Genomic DNA, 24,096 nt, shown 5'->3' with positions numbered 1-24,096 from the left:
TGTTATTCAAATGTCTTCAATTCCGATTTCTCTCTTATAGAATCGGACGTATGGTCAGTCACAGCGGTTCTACCGGGGTATTGAATGAACAATCATACAGGACGTGGCGCGCGATGACAGAAGGTTTTTTCGTCCGGCCACCAGAGTGAAAAAGTAGCATGCCAGAAGACCTGAACTGGGCCATCGGCGGTGAAGCCGGCGATGGAATCGACTCCACCGGGAAGATCTTTGCACAGGCGCTCTCACGCGCCGGCCGGCACGTCTTCACCTCGAAGGATTTCGCATCGCGAATCCGAGGCGGGTACACTGCTTATAAGGTACGGACGTCAGTCGACCGCGTCGAGAGTGTCGTCGACCGCCTGGACATCCTCATTGCGTTGACCGAGCGGACTATCGACGAAAATATGGACGAACTCCACGAGGGGAGTGTCATCATCTACGATGGCGAACGGACCACGATGCAAGACGTGGAAATCCCCGACGAGATGATTGGACTCGACGTGCCACTCAAGGGCCTCGCCGAGGACGCTGGCGGTGCCATCATGCGCAATATCGTTGCGCTCGGTGTTGCCTGTGAGGTTGCTGATTTCCCCATCGAGAATCTCGATTCGGCGCTCGAAAAGCGATTCTCCGACAAGGGACAGTCTATCGTCGAGAACAACTGCAAGGCAGCGCGCCTCGGACAGGAGTATGCGGCCGAGGAGTACAATCACGAGTACGACTACGACCTCGAGACAACCGACGAAGATTATGTCCTGCTTAACGGTGACCAAGCCATCGGGATGGGCGCAATCGCCGCAGGCTGTCGGTTCTACGCTGGCTACCCGATTACGCCCGCAACTGACGTGATGACGTATCTCACCGGTCGTATCGACGAGTTCGGTGGCAAAGTCGTTCAGGCCGAAGACGAACTCGCCGCAATCAATCTCGCGCTTGGGGCTGCCCGTTCGGGTGCACGCGCGATGACTGCCACATCGGGGCCGGGAATCGACCTGATGACAGAAACGTTTGGACTTGTTGCAACAAGCGAAACGCCGCTTGTCATCTGTGACGTGATGCGCGCTGGTCCATCGACAGGAATGCCGACCAAACAGGAACAGGGTGACCTCGATATGGTGCTCTACGGCGGTCACGGCGAAATCGACCGCTTTGCGGTTGCACCAACAACGGTCGCGGAGTGCTTCTGGAAGACTGTCGAGGCATTCAACCTCGCTGAAAAGTACCAGATTCCGGTATTCCTCGTCTCTGACCTTTCGCTTGCAGTTACCGAACAGACGTTCCCGCCAGAAGCGTTCGATATGGATGAAGTCGAAATCGAACGGGGCAACGTTGTCGACGAGACCGATATTGACTCTTGGCTTGACGAGCAGGGTCGCTTCCAGCCGCATTTCTCGACTGCTGATGGAATCAGCCCGCGGGCGTTCCCTGGCACCGACGACGGTGCACACATGACAACCGGTCTGGAGCACGACGCGCTTGGTCGACGGACGGAAGATACTGATGTCCGTCTCGAACAAGTCGAAAAGCGCCAGCAGAAAGTTGAGACGGCAAAACAACGCGAAGACTGGGAGTGTCGTGAGTATGGCGACACAGACGCGGAGACACTAGTCATCTCGTGGGGGTCGAACGAAGGACCCATGCGTGAGGCACTGGACATCCTCTCGGAGCGTGAGACCGATGTCCGATTCCTCTCAGTTCCGTACCTGTTCCCACGACCAGACCTCAGCGACGCGATTGAACAGGCAGAGACGACAATTGTCGTCGAATGTAACGCGACTGGTCAGCTCGCCGACGTAATCGAGCACGATGTTCTCGAACGCGTTGAGCGAATCAACAAATACAACGGCGTCCGCTTCAAGGCGGACGAACTTGCAAACGAAATCGAGGCAGTACTCGCCCCACAGGAGGTACAAGCATGAGCTCAGACGTTCGCTTCATTGACTTCAAATCGGACAAACAGCCGACGTGGTGCCCCGGGTGCGGTGACTTCGGCACCATGAACGGCATGATGAAAGGACTTGCCGAAACTGGCAACCACCCTGACGACACGTTCGTTGTCGCAGGGATTGGCTGTTCGGGCAAAATTGGGACGTACATGCACTCGTATGCACTCCACGGCGTCCACGGTCGCGCCCTGCCTGTCGGCATCGGTGCAAAACTCGCTAACCCCGAGCTTGAGGTAATGGTCGCAGGCGGTGACGGTGACGGGTACTCCATCGGTGCCGGACACTTCGTCCACGCTGTCCGGCGCAACGTCGATATGTCTTATGTTGTCATGGATAACCGTATCTACGGACTGACGAAAGGCCAGGCGTCGCCGACCTCTCGCGAGGACTTCGAGACAGCGACGTCGCCTGAGGGAACCAGCATGCCCCCAGTCAACCCGCTCGCGCTTGCGCTGTCTGCGGGTGCGACCTTTATCGCACAGTCGTTCTCGTCGGACAGCCAGCGCCATACCGAAATCGTCAAAGAAGCAATCGAGCACGACGGCTTTGGTTTCGTCAACGTCTACTCGCCGTGTGTCACGTTCAATGACGTCGACACCTACGATTACTTCCGAGACAGTATTGTTGACCTCGGCGAGACCGACCACGACCGCCACGACAAGGACGCGGCTCGTGAGAAGGTTGTCGAAGCTGATACCGAGTACACGGGTGTTATCTACCAAGACGAGAACAGCGTCCCGTGGGAAAAACGCGAAGGCGTCGACGAGAACATGGCGGATATCCCCGAGGGCGCACCTGAAGGTGCAATGGACCTCGTCCGCGAGTTCTACTGACTCAAGTCTGTCACTCCTTGTATTTTTCAGGCCGTAACTTCGCTCTCGGTACGCTGGTCTGACTTTGTTTGTTCACCGGACGGGACAGCAACTACGACCGTGGTTCCTCGCGGGTCATTGTCCGTAATAGATAGCGTCCCGCCCATCTGTGTAACTCCCCAGTAAACGGCCCAGAGTCCGAGGCCGCTGCCGTGTTGAAGCTGGTCTTCTTCGCCGGCGTCGAGAACTGCCCGTTCGTGTTCAGGAATACCGGGCCCGTTATCTGAGACGGCAAGCTGAAGCTTTCCACTGTCGGTCATATCCCCTGAGATGATGACGAACGGCTCCTCACTGTCGTTGTGTTTAGCGGCGTTTTCGACAAGTTGGGAGAGAACAATCTTGAGCGACTGTGCGTCGACTGCCGCGGTGGCATCTGATGGTAATGAAGTGGTAAGCTCGACGTCTGGATACGACAGATTGTTGACTACTTTGTCGACAACCGGTGCCACCGCTATGGACCCGTCGATGTCCGACGTGCTCATCATGTTCTCGATATTGCGTGCACTCTCGGCGACCCCAACCAAGTTCTCGGTCGTTTCGATTATCTGCTCTGCAGCACCCTCGACATCGCCGCCATCGCTGATGAGCTGTGCTCGTCCGATAATACTGGTTGCGTTGTTCCGGAGGTTATGTCGAAGAACACGGTTGAGTACTTCTAGTCGCTGCTCTCTTGTCTGGCGCTGTGTCACATCACGGAATACAAGGACAGTACCGCGTCGGAAGCTACTGTCGTCGGTGACCGGTGACTGTGTCACCTCGAACTGGCGAAGACCGTCTACTGTCTCTAACTCTGTTGTCTCTTTTTTATCGAGGTTGTCCGTTGTGTGGTCAATGACTGTCTCAAGAGACTGACCGACAGCAGTCTCTTCTGTGGTATCAAAGGTTTCAGTGGCAACGCTGTTCAAGCGGAGCACGTTGTCACTGTCGTCGGTGATAACCACGGCGTCGGTCATCGAATCGAGTGCGCGGTCTGGGCCGACGTTTCCGGCTGCAGGTGAGGAGTCAAATAAGCCAAGCGGGCTCACTACAAGCCCTGCGACGATGCCACCGGTCGCGTATCCTGCGGACAAGACGGCAAGCCCAGCAGCAGCACCGTAGACCGGTGTTATCTCCGGAAACAGGAAGTTTCCGAGCCAAGGCCATGCCCCGATGAAAGCAATAAGCGCAGCGAGCCGGTTGTCGAGGTGTTCGTACCGGAAGACGTTCACCGCTACAAGCCCGACCGCGAAGATGACGACACCAGCAGTATAGTAGAGCCCGACTCTATCAAATGTCGTTGCAGTATCGAACACACCACTCGGGAGCGAAGCGAGGGCATCCAATGGAACGTCTGACCCCGGACTCTGTGCGGGTGTCCCGAGGATGACGAGTGTGCCACCAATAAAGCCAAGCACCGCCGGTGTCATAACGGCGATTATTCTGGCACGGGAGCCACGAAGCGTGATGCCGTAGTACTCAAAACTGAACGCAAGCAACGCGAGTGGAATCGAGAGGTTCGTGAACAGCCAGATCAGTTTGTTTGTAACTCCTTCCCCTCGTGTAATGCCGAGGCAGAATGCGGTTGCCCCCAGTAATACGAGCAGCGCACTGAACGACCGGCCGACCGGCGTTTGCTCTGACCGGTATATCTGAGCAGCAAGTGCAGTTAGTCCGACTCCAGCGACGAGAATTACTATCTGGCTGACGACCGTTTCCTCCACCATACCATGGTATTTATCGGCAACCCATATACCTATTATTCAAAAACTGTTGTAATTCCAGCTAGGTTCTCACCGAAGTCAACTATATCCACACCTTACAGAACTTTCACGAAAAAAGCCTCGCCGCTTTAGGACAGGGATGAAGCCTACAACTGGGTATCCTCTGAACTCATAGCCATGAGAGGGTATTCAATACGAAACTGTCTGGGATATACACTGCCAGCAATCACCAAGTCGCCTTGACAACTACTGAAAACAGTTAAATGCTTAGCTGAGGTCTAGCACTCTTTGAGGTTTTGGGACAGATTGCTTTTCTATATATCATTATTTGATTTATATCTGTAACAATACTGCTTACAGCTTGAGGTATCTCAACGATAGACCAGCGTCTTGGTACAGCCAATCTGTGGCTTTTCCAGCCCGCTATTTTACGTTCTCTACAGGGTAGGTGTTATCGAACAGTTCCTACAGAGGATGGTCTCGCTGGTAGCGCCGAATTATCTGCTCAATTAGCGCCCGGAGTAAGAACGAATTCGTACCAAAGATGAGAAGTCATCTCTTTGGCTCGGATGGTCGACACACCCACCCCATCCTCATTTATACACGCCACTGTATCGATTACACATGTCGTCGAAGCAACTCTCCATCAATGATGTTAGAGTTCAAGATGCTGGATTTGCTCTCGCTGGGCTTCTGTCTCTTGCTTTCCTTATTCCAGTGCAACTCGTTTCCATGATTAGTTTCGACGCAACCGGACTTGACACGGTTACACCCAGTTTCATCTTTATGATTGTTGTTCCTGCAGTACTTCTTAGCTCAGTTCTTACCCTTGTTGCTCGGTGCCTCTACACCGGTAGAACGACCCGCTTCATCGCTGTTGTTGTCTTTGTCTCCTTCACCGCTACTACTGCTTATATAACGCAGTTCTACGGGGTCTGTGGGCCGAACTGTTGAGCATTCTCCCTAGAAGTTAATGCCGACTACATCCACTGACAACGACGCTTGTTTCTTCGATACGCTTGCACTGAACGATTGATGTTTATGAAAAATATTAACAGCAACTCATTGCTGACGTTCTCGTATCGGATCTTGGCACAGCTCACATCGCCAGAGGGGCTATTACTGTCGAGGCCATATCTTGCCTATGCCGACTAGAGCATTGTTGACTGAGCGCGAACGTGATGTTTTGGGGCAGCAGGCTGGGAACAGCGCCTACCGGTCAACAGTTCGTAGTCGAGTTCGCAATCGACTCAGTGAACTCGAAGCTGATATTGATGTACTCGCGACACATGAGCCTGAGCTATACGAGCAACTCTGTGAGGCCGTTCTCGACGAGCACTAACTTCCAGTCCGTCGGTCACAGTGACTCCACCGCCTTCGGGCGCGCTGGTCTGTTCTCAGTATACACGGCTCGCCGCGACGGTGACCCCAACAGTAGTGACGTAATAAGCCGGCTGTGAGCAAGGAACTGTCTGCTGTCAAGACGCTTGGTTGGACAAGCCAGTCTAGAGACGGTTTGTTGCTGGCGGTTTCTGTTGTCCGCTTATCCCCACGTCTCCTAGGGGACGTTTTTGCCAATCCTTTGAAACAGCTTTCTGGGCGTACCGCGCCTTTGACTCTGGGCGATTCGAAGATACTCCCAAACAATCCTTACTGAAACAGTCGTTCGGAACTGGTCTGCAGACAGCAAAATAAAAAGTGGTATCAGGTCGAACCGGGGTGCCTCTGACTGCGCCTCAGACTTGGACTACCCAAAGAAAAGCTCTGCGATGGCGGCCGTACCTACGTGTTCTTGGTTAAGTGGGGGCACGTATTGGGTGTCTCTCTCAATCGTCTCTCATCTTTCTGACTCGACTCCAACCTGCGCAAGTGTCTCCGTGATTCGCGTCTTAGCCGCGTATTCTCTGTGCCTCTTGGCAAAATACTGCTGTGTGCGCTCGACGGCCTCTTGTTCTGTGATAAACTCTATACCGGTATATGAAACATCGGTCAGAACGAGTGGCGCAGGCGGGGCAGGGCCGATACCGTCCGGCCCTGAAAGTGCATCCGGCGCAAGAACTCGCTCGAGAAATGGTAGTTCCCTGCTTCCACCTGCAATCTGTCGTACCAGCGTGACGGCTCGGCGGACAAACTGACGGGGAAAGCCACCGGCGCGGAACCGGAGTATAAAACACGAGTCGTCACAGTCCAGTTCTGCGAGCAGAGTCCGTTCAGTCCCAGCCTCATCAACTGTGAGATTATGGAAGTCGTGTTCGCCTGTGAGCCTATCGACTGCTTTCCGAGCTAAGTGTTCGTGCTTGTCGGCTGCGTAAAGGAAGTACGTATACTCCCGCTCGGTCGCATCGTGGGTGGCATGGAAATCTGTTGGGACATCTGTATATGCCCAGGCTTGCACTGTTTCAGGTAGTTCGCTGTTGAGCGCCCGTGGTGTGAGCCACTCTGGTGCGTCGAAGGCAATCGTCTGTGCTTTCGCTGAGACACCGGCATCGGTCCGACCGGCAGCGGCGTATCCGGGCGGCACCTCGCCGTCAGTAACGCCAAGGGCGGTTAGGGCAGCAATAAGTCGGTCCTCGACGGTGTCAACGTCAGGCTGTCGCTGGAAGCCGTGATAGGGCTGGCCGTCGTATGCGATACGATAGGCGCGCATGGGCTGGTTTCGACTGGCATGCCCCTTAGCATGTCGCATGCGGTGACCCAGTGGAAGTCTCTGGGCACGTACAGAGTAGAGTGTAAAGTATAGATATAGACAATAACGTTACTTATCCATATTGAAACAGTGTCCCTGTCGGAGTCGGAGCATTCGCTACTAACACCGACACAAACAGTACACCACAGCCCATGTCACTCCAGTAGCGACTCGCCGGTCATCTCCGGTGGCTTTGCCAGCGAGAGGAGGTCGAGAACAGTCGGTGCGATATCTTCGAGTGCACCACCGTCTCGTACGTTCCGGTCTCCGTTGTCGTTGGCATCGGAAACGTAGACGAACGGTACTGGGTTTGTCGTATGGGCGGTATGGGGGTTTTCTGTTGTTCCCATCTCATCGGCGTTGCCGTGGTCGGCCGTAACAAGCACATCAGCCCCAGCAGCCTGCATCGCATCGACGAGCCGAGCGAGTTGTGTGTCGACGGCCTCGACGGCAGTCACAGCCGCCTCGAAGTCGCCGGTGTGACCAATCATATCCGGGTTCGCGTAGTTCAACACCACCACATCGGGGTTGTCATCGTCGATAACTTCGATAGCACGGGAAGTCACGCCGGCTGCGCTCATTGCCGGCCGCTCGTCGTAGGTCGGCACGTCCGGGCTCTGGACGATTTCTCGGCGCTCGCCTTGGAACTCGACCTCACGGCCGCCGTTGAGGAAGTAGGTAACGTGGGCGTATTTTTCGGTCTCGGCAATACGGAGCTGTGTTCGCCCGGCGTCGGCGAGCACCTCTCCAAGCGTCTGTTCTGGCTGGATAGCCGGGAACGCGATGGGGAGCTCAAAGTTGCTATCGTACTCTGTCATGGTCACGAAGCAGGCTTCGGGCGGGCTAGTCTCGAACGACCAGACCGGCTCGATGTTCCCGAGTAGCCGTGTCAGTTGTCGGGCGCGGTCGGCCCGGAAGTTGACAAAAATAACGCTATCTTCTGCCTGTACGGACGGACGACCCTCGACGAGTGTTGGCTCGACGAACTCGTCGGTCACGCCACGCTCATAGGACTGCTCGATTGCTGTGACTGCCGATGGGGCGGTGTGAGCTGCTTTACGATTCACGATAGCGTCGTAGGCGTGCTTCGTTCGGTCCCAGTTCTCATCGCGATCCATCGCGTGGTAGCGGCCACAGACAGTCCCGACACGGCCAGTTCCGGCGTCTGCCGTGTAGGATTCGAGTTTGCGAAGGTACTGCTTGCCACCTGTGGGTGACGTATCTCGCCCGTCGGTAAACGCGTGCGTGACCGCCTCTACGCCGTGCTCGCTGGCGAGGTCGATGAGTGCCTGAATATGTGATTGATAGGAGTGGACGCCGCCATCACTGAGCAATCCAAGCAGGTGGACACGCCCCCCGTTATCGTTGGCATACTCGAACGCTGATTGGATGGCGTCGTTTTCGTCAAGTGGTGGATCAGCAGGCGCATCAAACGTACTTGTCTCACCACGCCAGCGAGCAATAGCATCTGTGATACGGGCTGATTCCTGTGTGACGACGCGGCCGGCCCCGATGTTGAGATGGCCGACCTCGCTGTTACCCATCTGTCCCGTCGGGAGACCGACACGCCGACCATCGGTTTCGAGGGTCGTGGTTGCGCCACGCTGTCGAAGGTCATCGACTGTGGGCGTCTCGGCTGCAGCGACTGCGTCCCGTGTGTTGCTGTCAGGGTTCAGTCCCCAACCGTCAAGAATGACGAGTCCGACGTCCATATCTGGGTATCGCCGGCTGACCCTACCAGTCTTTCGAGTGCGGTTTGCTCAGCTTGGCCAGACCTCTCGACAGTATGTACCGAGGATGTCCCCAACGCTCATATCTACTCCCTACATCGGAGCATCTATGGCCACGTCACGGACTGTCGAGCTTGAGGGACATATCATCGATTCAGGGATGATGCAGCGTGTATTCGGGCTCGTGATGGATATGGGTGGTTCCTTCCATGTCGAGACATTCGAGGTGGGTACCCGAAAAGACGAGACAAGCTACTGTCAGATGACCGTCTCTGCAGATACTGAGGCAGAGCTCCAGCCTATTCTTCACGAACTCCACCAGACTGGTGCAAACATCGCGGACCCGGTCGATGCCCAACTGGAGCCCGCCCCTCGCAATCAGGTCGTTCCGCGGCAGTTCTACTCCACGACGAACCACCCGACCCAGATTCGCCACGATGGCGAGTGGGTTGAGGTTGAACAGATCGAGATGGACTGTGCAATCGTCGTTGAGCCTGACCAAGCAGATGGGACACGGGCGTACACGAAAGTGCTCAACGCTATCGAGGAAGATGACCTCGTTGTCACGGGTGAGGCGGGCATCCGCGTCCAGCCCCCTGAACGGCCCCGTGATGCATCTGGACCCTTTGGCTTCATGCAGGGTGGTGTCTCCGCGGAGCGTCCTTCAGAGTCGTTAATCGAAGATATTGCAACAGCAATTGTCGAAACAACCGAGTCCGGCGGTGATATTCTTGCTGTCCCCGGCCCGGCGGTCATCCACTCTGGCGCTCGTGATGACCTCGCGAGACTTGTCGATGCTGGCTACGTTGACTACCTCTCTGCAGGCAACGGCTTTGCAGTCCACGACCTCGAACGCGACCTTTATGGAACCTCGCTTGGCATGGATGTAGAGGACCTCGACCACCCACGGAAAGGGCACAAACACCACATATACACTATCTCACAAATCATCCGGGCCGGAGGCATTGAGGAGGCGATTGAAGCAGACATTATCGATGAAGGTGTGATGTACCAGTGTGTTCGCAACGATGTCCCCTACGTTCTTGCGGGGTCGATTAGGGACGATGGTCCGCTCCCGGACACAATTACCGACGCGGTCGAGGCACAGAATGCTATCCGCAAGCAGGCTCACGAAGCAGACCTCGTTCTCATGATGGCGACTCTCCTCCATTCTGTCGCTGTGGGCAACTGTCTCCCCTCCAAGACGAAGGTAATCTGTGTGGATATCAACCAGGCCACCGTCACTCAACTCGCTGACCGGGGAAGCGGCCAGGCTGTCGGGATGGTCACCGATATCGGCACGTTTGTTCCGCGACTGGCCGACGAAATTCTCGACGCTTGAACTCCTGACCAGCCAGACTAAGCCGGTCGGTAGCTCCCGTTTTCTATTTTTCCACGTTCTGCCAGCGTATAAATAGCCCAACAGTATTGTCAGTGTCTTCAGTCATTGCAGTAATCGTAACACTGCAGTCAATCCCCGTACCGTCGGCGGTTTGTAAGCGTGTTTTGGTCGTCGTAGCGCCATCTCGTTCGCCCGATCTGATTGCCTCGGTTACTGTTTGCCGTTCGCTCTCGGGGAATAATTCAAGAATGTTGGATTCATCGAGTGCGTGCGGAGTGTAGCCACTCAGCCTGAGGATACGGTCGTTCCACCGAACCACCGTGTTTTCTGTGTCGATGATAGCACATGGGTCTGCGAGCGCGTCCAGTGCGTGCTGGCTGAAGGCTCGTTCGACTCGCAATGCTTTTTGTGATTCACGTCGGTCGGTGATACTAACGAAGGCGACGACTAGCTGTTCGACCTCGCCAGCAGTGATGACCGGCGTGACGATACTTTCGTGAACAACCTCTCCAACTGGATGGTCCAGTGTGACTGTGTATTCGACCGGTTCACGTCGGTTGACACACGCCCGATAGGCCCCGGTAACTTTCTTGTGGCCTTCTGGACCGAGTAACTCACGCGGTGTCTTGCCGATGAACTGTTCTTCATCTATGCCAGTTAGATTGCTCGCCTGTGGGTTACACCGCCGGAATCTGAAGCAATTCGGTTCCACGTCGATGAGTAACAGACCGCTTCGTGCGTTCTTGAATACAGCGGCGTACTCTTTACGTGTCTCCTGGAGCTGTTGTTCTGAGTGGTGTTGCTCGACGGCGTTACGGATTCGGTTGGCTAGCAGTTCATACTGCTCTGTTCCGCCCCCCTTCTGAAGGTAATCTGTGACTCCGGCTGAGACTGCTTCGCTTGCTATCGCCTCGCTCCCCTTCCCGGTAAAGAGAATAAACGGCAACTCCGGGTACTTGTTACGGACAGAGGCCAGAAACTCAAGCCCATCTGTCCCGGGCATGTTGTAATCTGAGACGATACAGTCGACTGGCTGAGAGTCCAGTATTGTTAGCCCGTCTTTGGCACTGTTGGCTGTTTCAACAGCAAAACCAAAGTCTTTGCTCTCAAGAAGCTCCTTGCACAGGTCTGTGGCTATTGGCTCATCGTCGACGTGCAGAATATTGACCACATCCTGTTCCATGAACAGCTAGGAATTGTACTGAACTTACAAATTCTTTTGCCAATGTATTTGAAACTTTGACATAAATTGGTTTTTTGTCACCTCTCCGCCGTCCTATTCCTCTATTTAGTCATTATTGTTTCTGATTTGAACGTTTTTGCTTGATTTGATGGGCTCCTCTGGCTGTGTGCCGTCTGTAATGAGCGTCTCACTCGCTCGCTTTATTCTGTATAACAGTTTGTCCTTTCTTAGCTGACACAGAAAGAGGGAAGATGACTCTCTCATCTTGTCGCGGTAAACGGTGTCTCGGCACACGGCTCCGTTTCAGTTCGAACTAGTCAACGGCCTCGGGGTCAAGCCCCGTGGCATCCGCCTTGATTCTTCTGTGAAGATAACGGCCTGTCACGCCCCGGTGCTCTCCTCGGACCGGTTCGACGGGCTTTTGATTACGGGTTGATTCTGTCACACATATGGCCGAATTCACAGTCACCGTTTCCGACCCAGAAGACGGCATGACCTACCAAGTTGACGTATCGGATCAAGACGCAAACCGATTCATTGGACGAGACCTTGGCGAAGAAGTCGACGGCAGCGCCGTCGGTCTCAGCGGCTACTCGCTTGAGCTGACCGGTGGCTCCGACAACGCTGGACGACCCATGCGTGACGATGTGCGCGGAGCAAGCCTGCAATCAGTCATGCTTGAAGGAGGGACAGGCTATGAACCCTCACGTGATGGTGAACGCAAGCGCGTTACCGTCCGTGGCCGTGAGATTAGCGACAATACGCGCCAGATTAATGCGAAAATCACCGACCACGGCGGCCAGCCAGTCGAGGAACTACTCGACGACGAGTAACGCGTGAGCGACCGGATTCCATCGGACCATACTACCGTCGAATCCCGCCGCATTCACCTTGCGACAATTGGACGAACGGGACGGTTCCAGCTTCAGCTTCCTCCAGATCTCGACTGTGAGCTCGAAGATGTGATTTACCTCTCGCTCGAAGGAGATGGCGTTCACGCACAGGTGCATTCCGGACTTGACAGCAAGTGGACGATAAATGGAGCGTTCCGGACGCGCAAGGCTGCTCGGACGCAGGATGGAGAGAATGCATTTCATGCGTGGCTTGATAAACACACTCTCGCCGACGGCGACGCGCTGATGTTCGACGTGTTACGAACCGGCTACGCGTTCGGACTGCGGCGTCCGGGTGAGCGCGTTGTCTACTCGCCGCCGGACCCACCAGATTCGACACTGACCGATATCGCTCGTGATCTTGATAGCTGACAGCAACAAAGAGAGTTTCTTGCCACCTGCGATAACTCGTAACCAACGGTTTTCAGGAACACAGCCCGAGTGGTGCACAGACAGCGGCACGCAAAAACCGTTCTTTCAGATGATACTCGCACGAAATGCTCATTACTCGGCCACTTATATGTAGGAACAAGGGATGTCGGAGTCAGTCATTGCAGATTTCGTCGGTACGTTCGACTCGAACGTGCTCAAGACATCGGAGCCGGTCAAAGGCCGGGTGCTGTTGAGCGAAAAGCGCCTGGTGTTAGCAGTGCGCAATGCCGACAAGCTCACGATTCCGCTCACCTCAATTTTCGACGTAGCAGTTGGTCAGGTGCCTGATGAGCTCCATGGCTTCTTTGAATCGACGGTCACTGTCGCATTCGAGAAAAACAACAAGCGCTTTGTTGCCGCAATTGAGGCAGACAGCGATAAGATTGAAAAGTTCTCAAACGTGTTGTTCAAAGCCCTGCTCAACGGCACTGAGATGACAATCAAACACCCAGCACGGGTTGGTGGTCGCGTGACAGACGCAGAGTTTCAGGCGGCAAAAATGTTTCTCAAGCCACAGCAAGTCGAACTCAAAAACAGTGACGAGACGGTCACAATCAAGCTCTCAGCAGTGACCGAGTTCGACCAGATGAAACGCCAAATTGGGGGAGCGAAACGTCCCGTCCTCGAAGTCCATCATCTGCCCTTTGGCGACGCGTTGCTGACGCAGGTAACGACAGACTCTTCGCGAAAGATGTCAATTCTCGGGCGGTATCTCCGGCTCGAATACTCTGACTTGATGTCCGAGCTCAAAGACCTTTCGCCCTCCGAAGATGAAAAAGAGCTCCTCGTCGCAATCTACTCCGGGGCCGGCGAAAAAGGATTGTCGCTCCCACAAGTCCTTGATATGGACCCATCAGAGGTGACGTACCTCCTAAACGAACTCCAAGAGCAAGAACTTGTGGTAGATTCGAGCGACGGCACGAAGCTTACGCCAAAGGGGCAAGTGCTTGTCAACCGCCACCTCGAAGACGTCAACGCCTGAAATAGCGTGTGACTGTGCCGACATGCTTCTATCACGTCACACACTCCGTGTTCGGACCACAGCTTACTCTTCGTCCATCGCTTCGCTTGCAATGTTTCGCCCGCGTGCTTTAAGCTGTACATCGCGACGAACTCGCTGTTCTTGGAGAATTCCGGCGTCGATGAGGTCGTCGTAGATTGCTTCGACAGTCTCGATTTCCATGCCCACAAACTCCGGAATCTGGAACGGTGAGACACCGGAGTACAATGCCATCAACACTTCGTTTTCCTCCTCGGTAAGCTCAACGTCAACCTCGTTTTGTTGCTCGTTCTTTCTGAGCAATTCTTTGAGTATTGTTACTTTCTGTTTAGGGCCCGAAATGTACGTCTGCACGGCGGCTTTCTCCTGTGTGTGTTCGACCTCGATAAAAAACCGCTCATCGCCGAGTACGTCTCCTTCGTTTTCTTCGACCATGCCAACATCGTTGAGTTCAACCTGGACAAACTGGCCACTGGTCATTGCCAGCGAAATTGTCTCTTCTTCAAGCTCGGGGACGAGACGAGCCTTCTCCCAGCCTGTATTCTGGACGACGCCCCCTTTGACTGCGGGGTGTTTGACAGCGATAACCTGTTGATCGAGGACAGCATTGTAGAGTATCTGCTCAAACTGCTGGTGGTGCTGTGGCGAGATGAGGGTAACATCGCTATCGACCTGCAACGAAATATAGCTCGATACTTTGGCTAGCGGGTTTTCAGCGTCCTCCCTGCTTTTGATGCTACTGAGCTTTGGGAGGGGAATCATCCGCTTTCCCTGCTTGCTCGCGAGGATAAGCCGCTTATTCGAGAGCAGAATGCGGCCCGGAACCCATTCGATGTCCGGGACTTTTCGGCCGTCATTGACGACCTGTGCGAACTTCCCTTTTTGATCTGTGAGCTGTGTTTCACCCTCTTTCATCGCTGTAGATAGTTACTCATGTGTTGGCTTGCCCGGGTATTAACGATTCGGCTCCTCGCCACAGCGTTCCGGACCTCCACTTGGCTCGGGTTTCCGTAACTGGTATTCGTTCTAGTCAACCAAGAGATGGGTCCTGTAGACGGTTTGTAGAGTGGCTGGCACTGGGTCGTACTAGGGTTCAATTTGAGAGAGACGCATCGCGTTTCCAGTGACGCTGACGGTCATCCCGGCGTCGCCGACCAGTACAGCGACCCATATCGGCACAATCCCGAATGGAACCAACACAACCAGCAACGCTTTCACCCCGAGGCTCGCCCAGATATTCTGCCTGATGACGCCGTTGGCTTGCCCCGAAAGCGAGCGCAGATAGCCGAGCTTCGATATCTCGTCACCCATCAGCGCGATATCTGCTGTTTCGATTGCTGTATCCGTTCCGGCAGCTCCCATAGCCACTCCAACGGTTGCGGTTGCTAGTGCTGGGGCGTCGTTGATTCCGTCACCGACCATGGCAATGCCGTCGTACGTCTCCGACAGCTCTTCGAGCACCACAGCCTTGTCTTCGGGGAGAAGTTCAGCCCTCACCTCGTCGACACCGACCTCGGCCCCGATTGCAGTCGCTGTCCGCTTGTTGTCGCCTGTGAGCATGACGACATGTTCGACTCCGTATTTACGAAGCTGGTTGACCATCTCTAGCCCACCTGGACGGATTTCATCAGCAACCGCGACGACACCCTCAATCTCGTCCTCGGTTCCGACGAGAACGACTGTCTTCCCGTCTTCCTGTAGCTGTGGCACCGTCTCGGCGAGCAGGTCGAGACAGTTGTTGTGCTCACATAGCTCCCGTGAACGCGTCGTGATAACACCGCCGTCGGTTGCGGCATGAACGTGTGTCAGATCGAAGCCTAACTCTTCGAACAGTGCGGGCTTTCCAGCGTAGTGCTGACGACCACGGACGGTTGCTTGCACGCCCTTTCCGGTCAGAGCCTCGAACTCGCTCACCTCCGTTTTCGGGACGTCTCTGTCGTCGGCGCGGTCGACGATTGCCTCACCGATTGGATGCTCGCTGCGCCGTTCGAGCCCGCTTGCACAGCGGAGGACATCTTCCTCGGAGTTCCCGTTGAGCGGAATCACGTCAGTAACAGTCAATTCGCCTTTCGTCAGTGTTCCTGTCTTGTCGAGCGCAACTGCATTGACCTCACCCATGGCCTCTAGATGCGAGCCACCTTTGATGAGGACGCCGTTGCGGGCAGCGCTGGTGATTCCCGAGACAACAGAGACGGGCGTACTGATGACGAAAGCGCAGGGACAAGCCAGAACCAACAGCGTGAGTCCCCGAACGAACCAGGTCTGCCATCCACCCAGTATGAGCGGTGCGCCAACGGCTGCGAGTATCGCGAGACCAACCACAGCGGGCGTATAATAGCCAGAAAAGCGGTCGACGAACTGTTCGCGCTCGGTCGTTCCGGTTCCCGAGTCCTCGACGAGGTCAACGATGCGAGCGAGGGTGTGCTCGCCTGCACCTGCTGTCGTTTCGACCTCGAGATACCCCGACTCAGCGAGTGTGCCTGCATAGACCTCGCCCCCGGTTGTCTTGTCGACTGGGACGCTCTCGCCAGTCACCGGTGATTGGTCGACAGCACTTTCACCGTCAAGTACCTCGCCGTCGACGGGGATTTTCTCTCCCGGCTTGACGATGACTGTCTCGCCGACTTCGACGTCCTCGGCCGGCACTGTCACGGCTTTCCCGTTGTGACGAACCCGTGCCTCATCGGGCGAGAGGTCCATCAGCTCCCGAAGTGAGTTCCGAGCGCGGTCCATCGAGTAGGATTCGAGCAACTCCGCGATATTGAACAGGAACGCAAGTGTCGCCGCCTCAAAATAGAGTGCTTCCCCAAAGCCGAGACTTGCTGTCACGGCACCGAGAAGGGCAACGCTCATCAAGAAGTCGATGTCGAGTTGCCGATTTCTTGCCGACACCACTCCGTTTCGAAGGATGACCTCGCCGCCGACGGCCGCCCCCACAACAAAGAGCATGTCACCGATCCTATGTGGCGTCCCAAGTACCGTCACCAGCTCGACATCGAGTGTAGGGATGACAACTGCAGCTAACCCTGCAAACAGGAACAGGCCACTCACCCACGTCTTAATGGCGCGGGGGCTCAGCCAGATATCCCTAAATCCCCGGGCCGCGTCCGTTCCCGATGCATCAACCACATTGTAGCCGGCTCCTTCGATGGCCGCGACGACTGTTTTCTCCTCGACGGTGTCGGCATCGTACTCGACAGTGACTCTACCGGTTGCAGCCGCCGGCTGAACCGCCAACACACCGTTACGGTCGACGAGGACTTCCTCTACTGTCTCGGCACAGGAGGCACAATCCATGTCAGGAACACTCATACGGACTGTTGTCACCTCCGGATCCGTTGTCTCGGCTGATTCTGTCATTACGAGAGGGTATGTTTTCCATAGTTATTAACTCAACTGTTTTAGAGGCGGATGTTTATGGTCATATTTGGTAAATACACCACTCTATTTTAATAACACACGCAGGTAACGCTGAGTCTCTCGGGGAAAATATTCATTGGGCCGGAGAGCGACCACCCGGATATGAGCGAAGAAACAATCTTTACACGGATAATCGAGGGTGAGATACCGAGCTATACAATCTACGAGGACGAGACAACCTACGCGTTTCTCGACGCGAACCCGCTCGCGCCGGGTCACACGCTAGTTATCCCAAAAGAACCCTACGAGCGACTGAACGACATGCCACCCGACGTTATCGGTGACGTGTTCTCAACAGCGGGCAAGATTGCTGACGCCGTCGAGGAAGCAACGGATGCAACGGCGACAACACTTGCTATCAACAACGGTGAGGATGCCGGCCAGGAGGTACCACACGCTCACCTTCACATCGTGCCCCAGAGTTCGGAAGGAGGTCCGAAATCAATCCACCGACTGTTCGATATGGAAGAAGTGCCTGACGACGAGATGGCTGCTATCGCCGAACGCATCAACGAGGCCCAGCAGTAACGACGTGTCTTCTGTCTTAATCTGGTGTCAGTATAGCAATAGCACAAGCTTTCGACCCAGACACAACCTCTCGTTGAGCCCGTAGGACTATATGATGACGCGCCGATATCGTGGGCATGCGCGGCTTAGACTCGAAAACAGCACTCGTAACGGGCGGTGGTGGTGGGTTTGGCACGGCAATTGCTCGTCGTCTTGCTGAGGAGGGTGTGACAGTTGCGGTGAATGATATCGACGAACAACGGGCCAACGAAACTGTCGACACCATCCGCGCTGAGGGCGGCGACGCATTCCCAGCAGTTGCTGACGTAACTGACCTCGATGCTGTCCAATCGATGGTTACAGATGTCTACGAAAAACAGGGGCTGGACGTACTGGTCAACAACGCGGGCTGGGACCGTATCTCTTGGTTTCTCGATCAGGACCCCGACAAGTGGAGACGGATTCTTGATGTCAACCTCAGGGGGCAGATTAACTGCGCTCGCGCTGCTGGTGAACTGTTTTCGGCACAGGGGGGTGGCACTCTCATCGCCGTCTCATCGGACGCTGGCCGGGTTGGCTCTTCGGGAGAAGCGGTCTACGCCGGGACGAAAGGAGGGGTCATCGCGTTTACAAAGACACTGGCCCGAGAACTAGCCCGTGACGGTGTCACCTGCAATGTTGTCTGTCCCGGGCCGGCAGACACGCCAATGACACGCAGAATGCGGGACGAATCTGACCTCGCTACGTCGATTTTTGACGCGATGGAAGACCAAACTCCGCTGGGCCGCATGACTGAACCCGACGATGTGGCTGGGGTTGTTGCCTTCCTTGCTAGCGATGATGCTGGCTTCGTGACAGGGCAGGTACTCAGCGTTTCTGGTGGGCTGACGATGGTCGGCTGAGCCGGCAGTGGTGTCTGGCCGGGGTGGTTTTAAGTACCGATTCGCCGTATGGCTGTGTAATGTACGATAGTAACGTGCTAGCTGACCTCACGGACCAGCTCGAACGGGCGTCCGAGCACGAACTGTATAGTCAGGCGTTTGCGGACGCTGGTATCGACCCGACAGATATCGAGAGCTGGGAAGACTTCCAGCAGGTCCCGTTCACTGAGCCGAGCGATTTGAAAGCAGATTTTGACGACTACGGACCGGAGGGATCCCTGTACACGGAGGGTGCGATGATTTCGTTCTCACCGCTGGGCGACGACCTCGCCCCGATGTTTGACACGCAGGCTGACCTCGACTACGAGGCTAAAGTTAACGCTGATGTGCTTGCGGATATCGGCATCGAGCCGGGAGATCGCGTAATCAACACCTTCGGGTATCACCTGTTCGGTACGGGGTATCTCCTCCACCGCGCGCTCGAAGAGTTGGGTGCCGAAGTGTTTCCTATCGGTCCAGGTGACTCCGAGCAGGCCGCCGGTACTATCGAGCAGTTCGACGTCGATGTTCTCATCGGCAATCCCAGCTTTGCAATGAAAATTGCCGAGGAAGGAGCCACCGTCGAGACGTTTGTCGGCGCGGGCGAACCGTTCACGTCGATTCCGGGCTTTCGCGAAGAGATGAAAGCAGCTCTCGACTGTGAGACGGCGGTGGATTATTTCGGTAGCCGACAGGTATTGCCAATCGCTAGTGAGACCGCCCAAGAGGACGGCCTTTCGGTCGTCGAAGAGTACGCTATTGTCGAACTCGTCGACCCGGATACTGGCGAGCCCTTAGAACTCGGCGAACGTGGCGAAGTTGTTGTCACACACCGTCATAAAGAAGGGTTCCCGCTTGTCCGGTACCGGACCGGCGATCTTGCGGAACTTGAGCGTCGCGACGGCGACCTCGTGTTACCAGACGGCGTCATCGGGCGGACCGATGACCGTCTCAAAATCAAAGGCGTGAAATTTTACCCCGAGGCGGTTCCCGCAGTACTGGCGGGATTCGACGGCTTAACCGGCGAGTACGCCGTCCGTGCTACTCGGCCCGACTCGACGGACCATCTAGAAATCACATGTGAAGGGAAAGCCGATGAAGACGACCTTGACGCGGCGCTGTCCGAACGGTTGCTCATCTCACCCGACGAGGTCACAGTCGTCTCCGAACTGGACGAGAGCGGCGTCGTCGACGAGCGGTACTGACGGGCTGTGAACAGTGCGATACCCACGCCAAAAGAGAGACACGAATACGTACGAGCGGACGTTTTTTTCAGGCCACGAGAGGCCGGTCCGGACGAGAGTGTAACTCCTACACAACTGTGCCGTTCTCGCGCAACTGAGAGATTATGTTCTCGTCGTACCCGGCCTCGTGGAGCACCTCGTCGGTGTGTTCACCATGGACAGGAATCGATTCGTCGCTTTCAGGAAGGCTTTTTCCACAGGCTGGAAAGCCGACACGTGGCGGCGCAGCTTCTGGACGATTCACGACTCGGGTGGCTATCTGTGGATGCTCAAGAGCCTCCGCTGGCGTGAGAACTGGTGCAGTTGTTGTGTCGTTGCTCAACCGTTTGACCCACTCGTCACGGGGCTGCTGGGCGAACAGGTCAGCCAGTTCGGCTCGTAAGGCCTCACGCTTGGCGGGGTCTTCGGTGCCGTGAACAGCGACGAGGTCATCGCGGTCGACTTCGTGACAGAACTGCTCCCAGAACACTGGTTCGAGCGCACCGAGAGTGACATACGCTCCGTCGGCCGTCTCGTAGCTGTCATACCACGGCAACGCGCCGGTGAGTGGCGTTTTGCCGGGGCGAGGATTCCCTTCGCTTAGTGCTTCTGCGGTAAGTGTCTGTGAGAAGGAAGCGACGACATCAGTCATCGACACGTCGATATAGCCACCACCGTTGCCAAGTGCCTGCGAGAGGATGCCTCCGAGAAGTGAAAACGCAGCAAACAGCCCACCAGCCATGTCGGCAACTTGGTAGCCGGGTATCTGTGGGTTCGCTGCCTCGTCCTCACGAGTCACGTCAAGGAGTCCCGCGAGGCCAACGAAGTTGATATCGTGGCCAGCACGGTCGGCGTAAGGACCTGTCTGTCCGTAGCCCGAAAGCGAGCAATAAACGAGATTGTCAGTGTGGTCGGTGAGCGTCCCGTAATCGATGCCAAGCCGGTCGACAACACCAGGACGGAACTGTTCAAGAACAGCGTCAGCGTTACCGACAAGCGAGTAAAATATCTCCTGCCCCTCTCTGGATTTGAGATCGATTGCGACGCTTCGCTTGCCGCGGTTGACTGTCTCGAATAGGCTCCGGTCTCCATCCGAAAACGACAGCGTCCGTGCCGGATCACCGGTTGATGGTTTCTCGATTTTGATTACGTCGGCCCCAAAGTCAGCGAGCAACTGGGTCGCGTATGGGCCCGGGAGCAGCTGTGAGAGGTCGAGTATCGTGACACCCTCCAAATCCATAGCGTAGCAATCGGGCGAGGGGGTAATAGAGCTTTGTCACACCCAGAGACGAGAATCACTAAGTAAGCGGTCGCCGTGGGTGTTATCACGCTCAATGGATTCGGTTCCAGCGCACGTCGAAAGCCTGATTGCAGCTTCGCTTGATTGCTCGGTTTCCTCCGTTGAGGTGCCAGCGGACGGCCGGATTGGAGAGACCTACCTGTTAGAGCTAGCTGACACCCCCTGGCAAGCCGTCTGCAAAATCGGTGGGCCGAGTGTTCGAACCGGTGACGTGATCGAACCGCTGGCAACGCAACTAGTGAATTCGACGACTGAGTTGCCGGTGCCGTCTGTCCTCGCAACGGGTGTCTTCGACGAAGAAACGGGGTTTCAAAAACACTGGGCGGTCTACGAGCATCGGGAAGGAGTGACACCGACGCCGTTTGATGCGCGTGCTGTCTCTGTTCGTCGCCGGATTCTCTCGGAGACGGGCGCGATACTTGGCCAGCTTCATGCGAAACACCAGTTCGACCGGCTTGGCGGACTCGGGCGGAGCGCCGACACGCTCTGTATCTGTGACCCTGACGGACTGAACTTCCCCAAGCGTGGGCGAGAACTGGTCGGCATCACTCCCACATATCGCGACCGCGACCGGGTACCTGTTCTGTCTCACGGCGACCTGTTTCCCGGAAACCTGCTTGTAGACAAAGACGGCACGGTGACGGCGCTTCTTGACTGGGGAAATGCACAGGTCACGACGGCTAGTTATGCACTAGCTCGCGCTGAGATGCGCTTCGTCGACTGGTTTCAGTTTCCCGCTAAGGAACGCAAGCGCCTTCGGAGCGCGCTTAGGAGAGGATACCGACAGCATCGGCCGCTCCCGGCCGAGTATCCCGAACTCGCGTCTTTCTACAAGGCTGTCTGGCTCGCACAGTCGGCCGACCGCGTCTGTCGACACCTGCTCTCACGTCGCGGTCGCCAGCAGATGAAACGCCACCTTGCCAGTCTCGTTCCCGTCTGAAGTGGGCTTTATGATGTTACTCGTCTAGTCCGAGATACTCGGCGGCAGTCCGGTAAAACAGATCTCGATACGTCTCCTTTTCAAGATCACGCGCCAGTAAGCCGGCGCGTTCCTCGCGGTACGGGTACGGAATGTTCGGCAAGTCGCTCCCGTACATAATCGACTCGGAGAGCTCGATAAGTCTCTCATCAGGTATCGAAGCAGGCTCAAAACTCATCGTTTCCTCGGCCCGAGTGGACATCGCGAATGTCGTATCCAGATAGGCGTTGTCGTACTCACGGGCAAACTCGATGAACCGGTCAGTTTCGTACGTGCCCATGTGGGCACAACAGACCCGAATCTCGGGATACGAATCGAGCAACTCTTCGAACAGGTCTGCACCAACATACGGATTATCCTCGAACATCGGAGCTGTGCCACCGTGATACGTAATCGGTGCGTTGTACTCGGCGGCGACCGACAGCGCAGGCTCGATACGCGGGTCTGCCGGGGCACACTCCTGTACCGGGCAGTGAAACTTCAACCCGCGAGCGCCGGATTCGAAGGCATCTCGGACGATTTGCTTGGTATTTTCGTCTTCTGGGTGGACCGTCGCGAAGGGAAGCAATCGTTCCGAGCCGGTAGCCTGCTTACAGAGCCATGTGTTCAGGTCGGCTGCCATGCCTGCTTCGTGGACGTACGGCAACGCCACGTAGCGTTCAACACCTGCAGCGGCCAGAATTTCTTCGATGCCAGCCCGTGTGACAGGGTGGTCGAACTCCCAGCCAGTTTCCTCGGTCAGTGACCCCCGAATCGCATCCATGAGTCGCTCGGGAAACTGGTGAGTGTGCGGGTCGATTGCGGGTTCGAATGGAGTTCTTTCTGTGGACATTGTGTGGCAATATTTAGTCTGCGCTTAGACCGTCACACTGGGTAGATCGGCCGTCTGAAAACTATACACTGGGTCGATGCCTACGTCTTAGTAGGCGTATGGCCACTTGCGTAAATACTCCTTTAATTGCCCGAGTGCGGCCATGATACCTTTCGGCTCAACGATAAGTACGACGATGATGATGACACCGAAGAAGACCGGTTCAAGCGCGGTCGCTTCGGGGAACGCGTTGATAAGCGTCTCTAAGAGGTAGTGGTTAAGCAGTTCGACGGTGGTGACACCGAGGATGACACCCCAGACCCGTCCCATCCCACCCAGCAACAACATCACGTACTGCAACAGGGTAATGTCAATAGAGTAGAACTCAGGCGTGATAAAGCCGATGTAGATGGCATAGAGTGCTCCGGAGACACCGACCATGAACCCGCCGATAGCGTAGGCCATGAGTTTGTTCCGGAAACGGTTGATGCCAAGCACCTGTGCCGAAAGGTCATTCTCGTGGAGCGCACGGAACATTCGGCCGATGCCAGTTCGACTGAGATTCATCGTCAGTACCGCAAAGACGACCATCACTACAAAGGCGAAAAAGTACTCTTCGGTCGCTGAACCGATTGTTATCACGTCAGTCACAAGACCGATGTTACTCGGTAGTGACTGTTGGGTTCCGCCGTGGATAACTGCGAACTCTGAGCGCCGGAAGAAAAACTGGATAGCGATAAACTGCAACGCCAGCGTCGAGATGGCGACGTAAAACCCTTTGACACGCCAGGCTGGCAGCCCGAATACGAGAGCGATAAACGCTGTAACGAGGCCGGCAATGAGCATCGCTGGCAGGATACCGAGCGCGAGTTCGTTGATAATACGCGAGGCTGTGTACGCGCCGATACCCATAAATACCCCTTGCGCGAGGACAATTTCGCCGGCGTAACTCAACATCACGTGTAACCCGAGCACGCCGATGATAAAGATAAACACCAGCGTGAATACTGAGACAAGCTGGCCCGTCATCACGAACGGCGCGAGCAACGGAATCGGCAACCCGAGCGCGAACGCGACGTACTCGATACGCCAGCGTAACAATCCCATCCGGTCTTCGTAGGAGGTGAAATACTCACCACTTGGCATCACACA

Annotated in this window: 20 protein-coding genes; 11 read left to right on the top strand and 9 right to left on the bottom strand. The window is 55.7% G+C overall.

The window, feature by feature from the left end; translation table 11 throughout:
* Nucleotides 1-158 precede the first annotated feature (158 nt).
* Together N5098_RS11470 and N5098_RS11465 are read left to right on the top strand one after the other, a co-directional pair.
* On the top strand, nucleotides 159-1,919 hold the full coding sequence (locus N5098_RS11470) for a 2-oxoacid:acceptor oxidoreductase subunit alpha (RefSeq protein WP_267638010.1): 1,761 nt from the start codon (nucleotides 159-161) through the stop codon (nucleotides 1,917-1,919).
* Nucleotides 1,916-2,779 carry a 2-oxoacid:ferredoxin oxidoreductase subunit beta gene (locus tag N5098_RS11465; protein ID WP_267638009.1) on the top strand — a complete coding sequence of 288 codons (864 nt, stop codon included), beginning with the start codon at nucleotides 1,916-1,918 and terminating at the stop codon, nucleotides 2,777-2,779. Before N5098_RS11470 ends, N5098_RS11465 begins: the two co-directional genes overlap by 4 nt.
* Before the next feature lie 26 nt (nucleotides 2,780-2,805).
* On the opposite strand, the gene N5098_RS11460 is transcribed toward N5098_RS11465, so the two are convergent.
* Complete coding sequence (locus N5098_RS11460) at nucleotides 2,806-4,521, bottom strand: ATP-binding protein (RefSeq protein ID WP_267638008.1); 1,716 nt, start codon at nucleotides 4,519-4,521, stop codon at nucleotides 2,806-2,808.
* Nucleotides 4,522-5,662: 1,141 nt separating this feature from the next.
* Here N5098_RS11460 and N5098_RS11455 point away from each other — a divergent pair.
* Nucleotides 5,663-5,860 (top strand): hypothetical protein, encoded by a 198-nt coding sequence (locus N5098_RS11455; RefSeq protein WP_267638007.1) that lies wholly within the window; start codon nucleotides 5,663-5,665, stop codon nucleotides 5,858-5,860.
* 495 nt (nucleotides 5,861-6,355) lie between these two features.
* On the opposite strand, the gene truA is transcribed toward N5098_RS11455, so the two are convergent.
* Nucleotides 6,356-7,165 carry a tRNA pseudouridine(38-40) synthase TruA gene (truA, locus tag N5098_RS11450; RefSeq protein WP_382231026.1) on the bottom strand — a complete coding sequence of 270 codons (810 nt, stop codon included), beginning with the start codon at nucleotides 7,163-7,165 and terminating at the stop codon, nucleotides 6,356-6,358.
* Between the two features lie 194 nt (nucleotides 7,166-7,359).
* On the bottom strand, nucleotides 7,360-8,916 hold the full coding sequence (gene gpmI / locus N5098_RS11445) for a 2,3-bisphosphoglycerate-independent phosphoglycerate mutase (protein ID WP_267638005.1): 1,557 nt from the start codon (nucleotides 8,914-8,916) through the stop codon (nucleotides 7,360-7,362).
* 127 nt (nucleotides 8,917-9,043) lie between these two features.
* Between gpmI and N5098_RS11440 the strand changes: the two genes are divergently transcribed.
* On the top strand, nucleotides 9,044-10,276 hold the full coding sequence (locus N5098_RS11440) for an ornithine cyclodeaminase, nickel-pincer nucleotide-dependent (RefSeq protein WP_267638004.1): 1,233 nt from the start codon (nucleotides 9,044-9,046) through the stop codon (nucleotides 10,274-10,276).
* A gap of 43 nt (nucleotides 10,277-10,319) precedes the next feature.
* Here the strand turns inward: N5098_RS11440 and N5098_RS11435 are convergent, their stop codons facing one another.
* Complete coding sequence (locus N5098_RS11435; RefSeq protein WP_267638003.1) at nucleotides 10,320-11,459, bottom strand: PAS domain-containing response regulator; 1,140 nt, start codon at nucleotides 11,457-11,459, stop codon at nucleotides 10,320-10,322.
* Nucleotides 11,460-11,908: 449 nt separating this feature from the next.
* On the opposite strand from N5098_RS11435, the gene N5098_RS11430 reads away from it, so the two are divergent.
* The 3 genes from N5098_RS11430 to N5098_RS11420 all read left to right on the top strand — a co-directional run bounded on the left by N5098_RS11430 (nucleotide 11,909) and on the right by N5098_RS11420 (nucleotide 13,766).
* Nucleotides 11,909-12,292, top strand: coding sequence for a 30S ribosomal protein S6e (locus N5098_RS11430; protein WP_267638002.1), 384 nt, complete (start codon nucleotides 11,909-11,911; stop codon nucleotides 12,290-12,292).
* 3 nt (nucleotides 12,293-12,295) lie between these two features.
* On the top strand, nucleotides 12,296-12,724 hold the full coding sequence (locus N5098_RS11425; RefSeq protein ID WP_267638001.1) for a DUF7112 family protein: 429 nt from the start codon (nucleotides 12,296-12,298) through the stop codon (nucleotides 12,722-12,724).
* Between the two features lie 163 nt (nucleotides 12,725-12,887).
* A complete protein-coding gene (locus N5098_RS11420; protein WP_267638000.1) occupies nucleotides 12,888-13,766 on the top strand; it encodes a CheF family chemotaxis protein in 879 nt (292 codons plus the stop codon).
* A gap of 63 nt (nucleotides 13,767-13,829) precedes the next feature.
* Here N5098_RS11420 and N5098_RS11415 read toward each other — a convergent pair whose 3' ends face one another.
* Entirely contained in the window at nucleotides 13,830-14,699 is an 870-nt protein-coding gene (locus N5098_RS11415) for a CheF family chemotaxis protein (protein ID WP_267637999.1), read from the bottom strand.
* Nucleotides 14,700-14,870: 171 nt separating this feature from the next.
* The gene (locus N5098_RS11410) at nucleotides 14,871-17,144 is read right to left on the bottom strand and encodes a heavy metal translocating P-type ATPase (protein ID WP_267637998.1); all 2,274 of its coding nucleotides are present in this window, start codon (nucleotides 17,142-17,144) and stop codon (nucleotides 14,871-14,873) included.
* Between the two features lie 162 nt (nucleotides 17,145-17,306).
* On the opposite strand from N5098_RS11410, the gene N5098_RS11405 reads away from it, so the two are divergent.
* The 3 genes from N5098_RS11405 (at nucleotide 17,307) to N5098_RS11395 (ending at nucleotide 19,836) form a co-directional block, all read left to right on the top strand.
* Entirely contained in the window at nucleotides 17,307-17,732 is a 426-nt protein-coding gene (locus tag N5098_RS11405; protein ID WP_267637997.1) for an HIT family protein, read from the top strand.
* Between the two features lie 116 nt (nucleotides 17,733-17,848).
* Nucleotides 17,849-18,613 (top strand): SDR family NAD(P)-dependent oxidoreductase, encoded by a 765-nt coding sequence (locus N5098_RS11400; RefSeq protein ID WP_267637996.1) that lies wholly within the window; start codon nucleotides 17,849-17,851, stop codon nucleotides 18,611-18,613.
* Between the two features lie 59 nt (nucleotides 18,614-18,672).
* Nucleotides 18,673-19,836, top strand: a complete 1,164-nt coding sequence (locus N5098_RS11395) for a phenylacetate--CoA ligase family protein (protein WP_267637995.1) — start codon at nucleotides 18,673-18,675, stop codon at nucleotides 19,834-19,836.
* Nucleotides 19,837-19,942: 106 nt separating this feature from the next.
* Here N5098_RS11395 and N5098_RS11390 read toward each other — a convergent pair whose 3' ends face one another.
* The gene (locus N5098_RS11390; RefSeq protein ID WP_267637994.1) at nucleotides 19,943-21,094 is read right to left on the bottom strand and encodes a CaiB/BaiF CoA transferase family protein; all 1,152 of its coding nucleotides are present in this window, start codon (nucleotides 21,092-21,094) and stop codon (nucleotides 19,943-19,945) included.
* A gap of 94 nt (nucleotides 21,095-21,188) precedes the next feature.
* On the opposite strand from N5098_RS11390, the gene N5098_RS11385 reads away from it, so the two are divergent.
* The gene (locus N5098_RS11385) at nucleotides 21,189-22,094 is read left to right on the top strand and encodes a phosphotransferase family protein (protein WP_267637993.1); all 906 of its coding nucleotides are present in this window, start codon (nucleotides 21,189-21,191) and stop codon (nucleotides 22,092-22,094) included.
* A 16-nt stretch (nucleotides 22,095-22,110) separates the two neighbouring features.
* On the opposite strand, the gene N5098_RS11380 is transcribed toward N5098_RS11385, so the two are convergent.
* Both N5098_RS11380 and N5098_RS11375 read right to left on the bottom strand, forming a co-directional pair.
* Complete coding sequence (locus tag N5098_RS11380; protein WP_267637992.1) at nucleotides 22,111-22,965, bottom strand: amidohydrolase family protein; 855 nt, start codon at nucleotides 22,963-22,965, stop codon at nucleotides 22,111-22,113.
* An 87-nt stretch (nucleotides 22,966-23,052) separates the two neighbouring features.
* Entirely contained in the window at nucleotides 23,053-24,090 is a 1,038-nt protein-coding gene (locus N5098_RS11375; RefSeq protein WP_267637991.1) for a branched-chain amino acid ABC transporter permease, read from the bottom strand.
* Nucleotides 24,091-24,096: the final 6 nt, after the last annotated feature.

It is taken from the genome of Halovenus rubra (assembly GCF_026586665.1).
Classification (GTDB): domain Archaea; phylum Halobacteriota; class Halobacteria; order Halobacteriales; family Haloarculaceae; genus Halovenus; species Halovenus rubra.
Note: the sequence above shows the minus strand (reverse complement) of the source record. Positions and strands in the feature narration are given on the sequence as shown.

What these genes read in the sequence shown, in the direction of transcription:
- N5098_RS11470 (WP_267638010.1), top strand. Translation starts at nt 159, where the DNA reads ATGCCAGAAGACCTGAACTGGGCCATCGGCGGTGAAGCCGGCGATGGA.
- N5098_RS11465 (WP_267638009.1), top strand. Translation starts at nt 1,916, where the DNA reads ATGAGCTCAGACGTTCGCTTCATTGACTTCAAATCGGACAAACAGCCG.
- N5098_RS11460 (WP_267638008.1), bottom strand. Translation starts at nt 4,521, where the DNA reads ATGGTGGAGGAAACGGTCGTCAGCCAGATAGTAATTCTCGTCGCTGGA.
- N5098_RS11455 (WP_267638007.1), top strand. Translation starts at nt 5,663, where the DNA reads ATGCCGACTAGAGCATTGTTGACTGAGCGCGAACGTGATGTTTTGGGG.
- truA (WP_382231026.1), bottom strand. Translation starts at nt 7,165, where the DNA reads ATGCGCGCCTATCGTATCGCATACGACGGCCAGCCCTATCACGGCTTC.
- gpmI (WP_267638005.1), bottom strand. Translation starts at nt 8,916, where the DNA reads ATGGACGTCGGACTCGTCATTCTTGACGGTTGGGGACTGAACCCTGAC.
- N5098_RS11440 (WP_267638004.1), top strand. Translation starts at nt 9,044, where the DNA reads ATGGCCACGTCACGGACTGTCGAGCTTGAGGGACATATCATCGATTCA.
- N5098_RS11435 (WP_267638003.1), bottom strand. Translation starts at nt 11,459, where the DNA reads ATGGAACAGGATGTGGTCAATATTCTGCACGTCGACGATGAGCCAATA.
- N5098_RS11430 (WP_267638002.1), top strand. Translation starts at nt 11,909, where the DNA reads ATGGCCGAATTCACAGTCACCGTTTCCGACCCAGAAGACGGCATGACC.
- N5098_RS11420 (WP_267638000.1), top strand. Translation starts at nt 12,888, where the DNA reads ATGTCGGAGTCAGTCATTGCAGATTTCGTCGGTACGTTCGACTCGAAC.
- N5098_RS11415 (WP_267637999.1), bottom strand. Translation starts at nt 14,699, where the DNA reads ATGAAAGAGGGTGAAACACAGCTCACAGATCAAAAAGGGAAGTTCGCA.
- N5098_RS11410 (WP_267637998.1), bottom strand. Translation starts at nt 17,144, where the DNA reads ATGACAGAATCAGCCGAGACAACGGATCCGGAGGTGACAACAGTCCGT.
- N5098_RS11405 (WP_267637997.1), top strand. Translation starts at nt 17,307, where the DNA reads ATGAGCGAAGAAACAATCTTTACACGGATAATCGAGGGTGAGATACCG.
- N5098_RS11400 (WP_267637996.1), top strand. Translation starts at nt 17,849, where the DNA reads ATGCGCGGCTTAGACTCGAAAACAGCACTCGTAACGGGCGGTGGTGGT.
- N5098_RS11395 (WP_267637995.1), top strand. Translation starts at nt 18,673, where the DNA reads ATGTACGATAGTAACGTGCTAGCTGACCTCACGGACCAGCTCGAACGG.
- N5098_RS11390 (WP_267637994.1), bottom strand. Translation starts at nt 21,094, where the DNA reads ATGGATTTGGAGGGTGTCACGATACTCGACCTCTCACAGCTGCTCCCG.
- N5098_RS11385 (WP_267637993.1), top strand. Translation starts at nt 21,189, where the DNA reads ATGGATTCGGTTCCAGCGCACGTCGAAAGCCTGATTGCAGCTTCGCTT.
- N5098_RS11380 (WP_267637992.1), bottom strand. Translation starts at nt 22,965, where the DNA reads ATGTCCACAGAAAGAACTCCATTCGAACCCGCAATCGACCCGCACACT.
- N5098_RS11375 (WP_267637991.1), bottom strand. Translation starts at nt 24,090, where the DNA reads ATGCCAAGTGGTGAGTATTTCACCTCCTACGAAGACCGGATGGGATTG.